The organism is Micromonospora sp. NPDC051006 (assembly GCF_044456245.1).
Lineage (GTDB): Bacteria > Actinomycetota > Actinomycetes > Mycobacteriales > Micromonosporaceae > Micromonospora.
The window spans coordinates 304,572-310,829 of sequence record NZ_JBITFP010000006.1 but is presented as its reverse complement, the minus strand read 5'-3'; the positions used below and the strand labels follow the sequence as shown (position 1 = coordinate 310,829).

The window sequence follows — 6,258 nt, the reverse complement described above, 5'->3', positions numbered from 1 at the left end:
GTCGACCCGCGCACCCGCCGGCGCCCCACCCGCCCCCGCCAGCGGGCCGCGCGGGTGGGGGTCGCCGCGCGGGGGTGCCGCCGCCGGGGCGCGGCCGCCGTCCGCCCCGGCGGCCGCGCGCCACGCCCACACACCAGGCGGTACGGGGGAACGGACCCGTCCGGCCCCCGCGGGTGGTACGACTGACGAGTGGGAATTGTGTCTCCAGGCTTCCAGGGCCGCCCCCGCTCGTCGGAGCCGGCGCTGCCGCCGGGGCAGTACCTGACCCAGGACTTCCCGGTGCTCTCCGCCGGCCCGACGCCGAAGGTGCCGCTGGACACCTGGGAGTTCGTCATCAGCACGGAGACCGGCGCCGAATACAGCTGGTCCTGGTCGGAGCTGATGTCGCTGCCCCAGGAGACGCCGCACGTCGACATCCACTGTGTGACCCGCTGGTCCAAGCTCGGCACCAACTGGCAGGGCGTCTCGCTGGACACCCTGCTGGAGGGGATCGAGACCGACGCGCACTACGCGCTCGCCCACTCCTACGGCGGCTACACCACCAACCTGCCGCTGGACGACCTGCGCGGCGGACGGGCCTGGGTGGCGCACACCTTCGACGGCGCCGACCTCCCGGCCGAGCACGGCGGCCCGGCCCGGCTGCTGGTGCCGCACCTCTACTTCTGGAAATCCGCCAAGTGGGTGCGCGGCATCCGGCTGATGACCTCGGACCGGCCCGGCTTCTGGGAGACCGCCGGCTACCACGACTACGGCGACCCGTGGCGCGAACAGCGGTACCAGGGTGACTGAGGGGGTGGCGGTGAGCGTCCCGGCGCGGGCTCCGCTGACCTGGCGGGTCGCCCGGCTGGTGGAGCGTCGGGTGGAGACCCCCACGGCGCAGACCCTGGTGCTGGAGTTGTCCGACTGGCCGGGGCACCTGCCCGGCCAGCACCTCGACATCCGGCTCACCGCACCGGACGGCTACCAGACGGCCCGGTCGTACTCGCTGGCCGGGCCGGTGGTCGACGGTCCGGGTGGGCCGCGGATCGAGGTGACCGTCCAGCGGGTGCCCGACGGCGAGGTGTCGCCGTACCTGATCGACACCTACGCCGAGGGCGACCCGGTGGAGGTACGCGGGCCGGTCGGCGGCTGGTTCGTCTGGCGGGCCGAGGAGAGCGCGCCCGTCCTGCTGGTCGGTGGCGGCTCGGGCATCGTGCCGCTGATGGCGATGCTGCGGGCTCGCCGGGCGGCCGGCAGCCGCACCCCGTTCCGGTTGCTCTACTCGGTACGCACTCCGGACGACGTGATCTACGCCGACGAACTGCGCCGGCGGGGCCGTGACGACCTCGGCCTGGACGTGGCGTACCTCTACACCCGACAGGCGCCGGAGGGCTGGCGGGGGGAGCCGCACCGGATCGGGTTGGCCGACGTCAACAACCACGGCTGGCCGGCCGACCTGGAGCCGGTCAACTACGTCTGCGGCCCGACCGGCTTCGTGGAGACGGTGGCCGACCTGCTCGTCGGGCTGGGACACCAGCCCCGCCGGGTGAAGACCGAACGGTTCGGCCCCACCGGCTGACCGCCGAGGAGACCCCATGACGGAGATGTCCTACCTGGACGGCAACATGCTCGACGGCCCGCTGCGGGAGCTGTTCGCCGTCGACCTCAGCACGGCCACCGGCCAGTGCGAGCACTGCGGGGCCGTGGGCCCGATGGCCGCGTTGCGCGTCTACTCGCACGCACCTGGCTATGTGGCGCGCTGCCCGAACTGCGCGGAGGTCATGCTGCGGCTGGTCCGCTCGCCTGAGTGGGCCCGGCTGGATCTGCGCGGCACCACCTTCCTCCAGGTGCCCATGCCGCTCGACCAGCCGCATCCCGGCCCGCTCTAGGCCGTCCCGTCGCAGCCGCCCGGTGTCGGCCCCGGGCGGCGAACCGGTTGGACAAGTCCCGGTCGGGCGGCGAAAGTTGTCCGCCGTGAGATACCTGCGCAGCGGCGGGACTGCCGCCATCCGCCGACCCCGACCGGCCGACGAGGCGGAGTTCCTCGCCGCCGCGCACCGCAGCCGCGAGCTGCACCATCCGTGGCTCGCCGCCCCGGACAGCCCGGAGAAGTACGCGGCCTACCTCAGCAAGATCCGTCGGCGGGACGGTGCCGGCTACCTGATCTGCGATCGGGCCAGCGGCGCCATCGCCGGCTACGTGAACATCAGCGGGATCGTGCTGGGCGCGCTGCGCGGCGGCTACCTGGGCTACGCGGCGTTCCTGCCGTACAGCGGGACGGGGCACGCCACGGCCGGCATCCGGCTGGTGATCGAGCACGCGTTCACCGCGCTCGGGCTGCACCGGCTGGAGGCGAACATCCAGCCGGGCAACGAGCCGTCCCGGCGGGTGGCCCAGAAGCTCGGCTTCCGGCTGGAGGGATTCTCACCGGACTACCTGTTCATCGACGGGGCGTGGCGCGACCACGAGCGGTGGGCGATCACCGCCCCGACCACCGCGGGCTGAGCCGGAAGGGCCGGCCGATGTCGGCCGGCCCTCCCGGGACGTCGGTGCCCGCGCCGTCGGTCAGCTGCCCGGCCGGGGGAACGCCACCGGACTGCGCAGGCCGTCGCGGCCCACCGCGCGGACGCCGAAGAAGACGTTGTCCTTGGACAGGTCGACGGTCACCCGGGTGACGTCGCCGACCGGGATCACTTTCTGCCACTCGGCGGCGGTGGTCTCCCGCCAGAGCACCTCGTAGCCGGCCAGGTCCGGCTCGTCGCCGCGCTGCCAGCGCAGCGTGGTGTTGTTGGTGAGGTCGGTGGTGACGATGACCGCGCCCTTCGGGGTGCCCGGCGCCTGGGCCAGCGACCAGAGCGCGGCGCCGTTCACCCGGGCGACCCGGGTGATGTACCCGAAGTCGCAGAACTCGGGCAGGTCGCCGTACTGCTGCCCGTCCACCACCCGGACGTCCTGGTGCTGGTGGGCGAAGTCCTCGTGCGGCTCGGTGAACCGGCCGGCCGGCCAACCCTGCTCGAGGAACGAGATATGGTCGCTGCCGCGCAGGTAGCGGTCCCGGCGGTAGATCACCCGAACCTGCATACCGGTCGCCGAGTTCTCGGCCACATCCGTGACGAAGCGGGCGAGCTGCCTCGACGGGGAGTCGTTCTCCCCGCCCACCGACCGGCGGGTGTTCGCCTCGGCCGGAGTCTCCGCGGTCGGCACGCCCTCGGCGAAGAGCCGTACCGCGCGGGGGTCGCGCGTGCCGTCGTCGGCGGTGCTGCTGCCCACGATGTCGTCGCTGAACATCCCCTGCACGTCCGCGCCGGCCGCCTTCAGCTGCTGGGCCAGGTGGGCCGAGCCGTAGAGGCCCTGCTCCTCGGCGGCCACGGCGGCGAAGACGACGGTGGCTGCGGTGCGCCGGGTGGCCATCAACCGGGCCAGCTCCATCACCACCGCCACCCCGGAGGCGTCGTCGTCCGCTCCCGGCGCGTCGCTGACCGCGTCCATCACGTCGGTGGCCCGGGAATCGTAGTGGCCGGTCACCACGTACGTCCGGTTCGGCGACGTCTCCCCGCGCAGGGTCGCCACCACGTTGGTGATCCGGGTCGGCACCGGGATCCGCGACGCCGGCTGCTGGACGTAGGACTGCAGCTCGACGGTCATCCGGCCGTCGGACGCGGCCGCGTACTCCAGCATCCGGTCGTAGATCCAGTCCCGGGCGGCGCCGATGCCCCGCTCCGGGTCGTCCTGGTCGGAGAGGGTGTGCCGGGTGCCGAAGGCGGCCAGGCGGCGCACGATCGCCTCGATCCGGCGCTGGTCGACCGCGCGGAGCAGGTCGCGCAGCTCGCGGTCCGGTGGCTGGGGGCGGGCCGGCTGGCCGGGACCGTCCGGCGTGCTGCTGCCGGTGGCGCCGGCCGGATCGGCGAGCGCGGGTACGGCCACCGTGGCGGCGGTGGCGGCGGTGGCTGCGGACAGGAAGGTGCGGCGGGTGGACCTCGTGGGTCGGGCGCCGCTGTCGTCAGTTCCCATGACGGCAACCTCACCATTGACGGCCGTCGGTGTCCATATCGTTCGGCGTGGATGGGCTGAGGTTTCACCCGGTGCGGGTGATGCCGGCCCCGCCGCTGCTTCCTACCGTGGAGGGATGGCTGCCGCACGCCCGACGCCCGCGGACCCCATGCCCGGCGCGGTCACCGCAGGCGAGAGCGGTGACCAGCGGGCGATGCCGCCCGAGCTGGGCCCGAACTCGATGGCCGTGCTGAGCGGCCCCACCTTCATGTACTCCGACCCGGTCGGCGACGTGCCGCCGGGCAGCATCGGCGGGCTGGTGCACCTGGACACCCGGCTGATCAGCGGCTGGGTGCTGTCGGTCAACGGGGGCCGGCTGCTGGAGCTGGCTTCGGACACGATCGACCACTACTCGGCGCAGTACGTGCTGACCAACCCCGACCTGCCCGGTCTGCCGGTGAACAGCCTGGGGGTCCGTCGGTTGCGTTACGTCGGTGACGGCTTCCACGAACGGGTCACGATGATCTCGTTCTCACCCGAGTCGGTCCAGGTCGAGCTGCGGCTCGCCGTCGACGCCGACTTCGCCGACCTGTTCGAGGTCAAGTCGGGGGTCCGCGACCGGTCGTCGCGGATCGTCCGCCGGCACGCCGCCGACGGCTCCGAGCTCTGCTTCTGCTACGAGCGTGAGGGGTTCACCGCGCAGACCCGGGTGTGCGCCCAGACGCGGGCGGACCGGGTCGAGGGTGACGAGTTGGTGTGGACGTTCACCCTCCAACCGCAGCAGGAGTGGGAGCTCGACCTGCACGTGCCGTTGCCGCCCGGGATGGGGGTGGTGGAGCCGGTCCGTGGCGACATCGCCGACGTGATCCACCGCCGGGCCGACGACCCGCTGCGCCGGTGGGCGGAGGAGCGGGCGGTGCTGCGCAGCGACAACGACGCGCTGGAACGGACGGTGCGCCAGTCCCGCGACGACCTGGCGGCGCTCCGGCTCGACCTGGAGGTCAAGGGCCAGCGGATCATGCTGCCCGGGGCAGGGCTGCCCTGGTTCCTCACCGTCTTCGGCCGGGACACGCTGATCACCGCCTACCAGACCCTGATCGCCGGCCCCACGCTGGCTCGTGGGGCCCTGCTGGCGCTGGCCCGGTTGCAGGGCGAGACCTGCGACGACTTCACCGACGAGGAGCCAGGCAAGATCATGCACGAGGTCCGCAGCGGCGAGCTGACCCGCACCGGGCAGAAGCCGTACGGACCGAACTACGGCACGGCGGACGCCACCCAGCTCTGGCTGATCCTGCTCTCCGAGTACTGGCGGTGGACCCGGGACGACGAGACCGTCCGGTTCCTGCGCGAACACGCGCTCGCGGCGCTGCACTGGATCGACCACTACGGCGACCGGGACGGCGACGGCTACGTCGAGTACGCCACCCGCTCGCCGGAGGGGCTGGGCAACCAGTGCTGGCGGGACTCGCCCGACGGCGTCTGCTTCCCGGACGGGACGATTCCCGAGCTGCCCATCGCCACCAGTGACCTGCAGGGCTATGTCTACGACGCGAAGCTGCGGCTGGCCGAGCTGGCCGACGGGCCGCTCGCCGACCCGGAGCTTGCCCAGCGGCTGCGCACCGACGCGGCCCAGCTGTACGACCGGTTCAACCGGAACTTCTGGATCGAGGAGCGCGGCGGCTTCTACGCCGTCGGTCTGGACCGCAACAAGATCCCGATCGACTCGAAGACCTCGAACATGGGGCACCTGCTCTGGAGCGGCATCGTGCCGCCCGAGCGGGCCGACGCCGTGGTCCGACAGCTGATGTCGGACGACATGTTCTCCGGCTGGGGCATCCGCACCCTGTCCCGGGAGGAGCGGCGGTACAACGCCATCGGCTACCACCTCGGCACCGTCTGGCCGCACGACAACTCGCTGGCGGTGCTCGGCCTCGCCCGGTACGGCTTTCGGGCGGAGGCGAACCAGATCAGCCTGGCGCTGCTGGCGGCGGCCGAGCAGTCCGGCCACCGGCTGCCCGAGGCGCTGGCCGGTTTCCCCCGGTCCCGGGTCATCCGTCCGGTGGCGTACCCGACCGCATGCAGCCCGCAGGCATGGGCCACCGGCACCCCGCTGGCCCTGGTCCGGGCGATGCTCGGCCTGGAGCCGGTCGACGGCAAGCTGCTGATCGACCCGGACATCCCTGCCGAGCTAGGCCGGATCAGCGCCGAACGGGTCCGGGCCTTCGGCCACCGCTGGGAGCTGGAGGCGGTCGGCAACACCGGCTACGTCCGGCTCTCGCCCGGCTGAGG

The 6,258-nt window shown here is 72.9% G+C and carries 6 protein-coding genes; 5 read left to right on the top strand and 1 reads right to left on the bottom strand.

Annotation, left to right across the window (positions count from 1 at the left end):
- Positions 1-198: 198 nt before the first annotated feature.
- From ACIBBA_RS13895 to ACIBBA_RS13880, 4 genes are all read left to right on the top strand, one after another.
- Positions 199-789: a sulfite oxidase-like oxidoreductase gene (locus ACIBBA_RS13895; protein ID WP_396697062.1), complete on the top strand. Its 591-nt coding sequence runs from the start codon at positions 199-201 to the stop codon at positions 787-789.
- A 4-nt stretch (positions 790-793) separates the two neighbouring features.
- Positions 794-1,558, top strand: a complete 765-nt coding sequence (locus ACIBBA_RS13890; RefSeq protein WP_396697060.1) for a ferredoxin reductase — start codon at positions 794-796, stop codon at positions 1,556-1,558.
- 16 nt (positions 1,559-1,574) lie between these two features.
- On the top strand, positions 1,575-1,868 hold the full coding sequence (locus tag ACIBBA_RS13885; protein ID WP_357058827.1) for a DUF6510 family protein: 294 nt from the start codon (positions 1,575-1,577) through the stop codon (positions 1,866-1,868).
- Between the two features lie 85 nt (positions 1,869-1,953).
- Entirely contained in the window at positions 1,954-2,484 is a 531-nt protein-coding gene (locus tag ACIBBA_RS13880) for a GNAT family N-acetyltransferase (protein WP_396697034.1), read from the top strand.
- 60 nt (positions 2,485-2,544) lie between these two features.
- Here the strand turns inward: ACIBBA_RS13880 and ACIBBA_RS13875 are convergent, their stop codons facing one another.
- Complete coding sequence (locus tag ACIBBA_RS13875; RefSeq protein WP_396697032.1) at positions 2,545-3,990, bottom strand: M20/M25/M40 family metallo-hydrolase; 1,446 nt, start codon at positions 3,988-3,990, stop codon at positions 2,545-2,547.
- 115 nt (positions 3,991-4,105) lie between these two features.
- Between ACIBBA_RS13875 and ACIBBA_RS13870 the strand changes: the two genes are divergently transcribed.
- Positions 4,106-6,256, top strand: coding sequence for a glycogen debranching N-terminal domain-containing protein (locus tag ACIBBA_RS13870; RefSeq protein WP_396697030.1), 2,151 nt, complete (start codon positions 4,106-4,108; stop codon positions 6,254-6,256).
- The last annotated feature ends 2 nt before the right edge of the window (positions 6,257-6,258 follow it).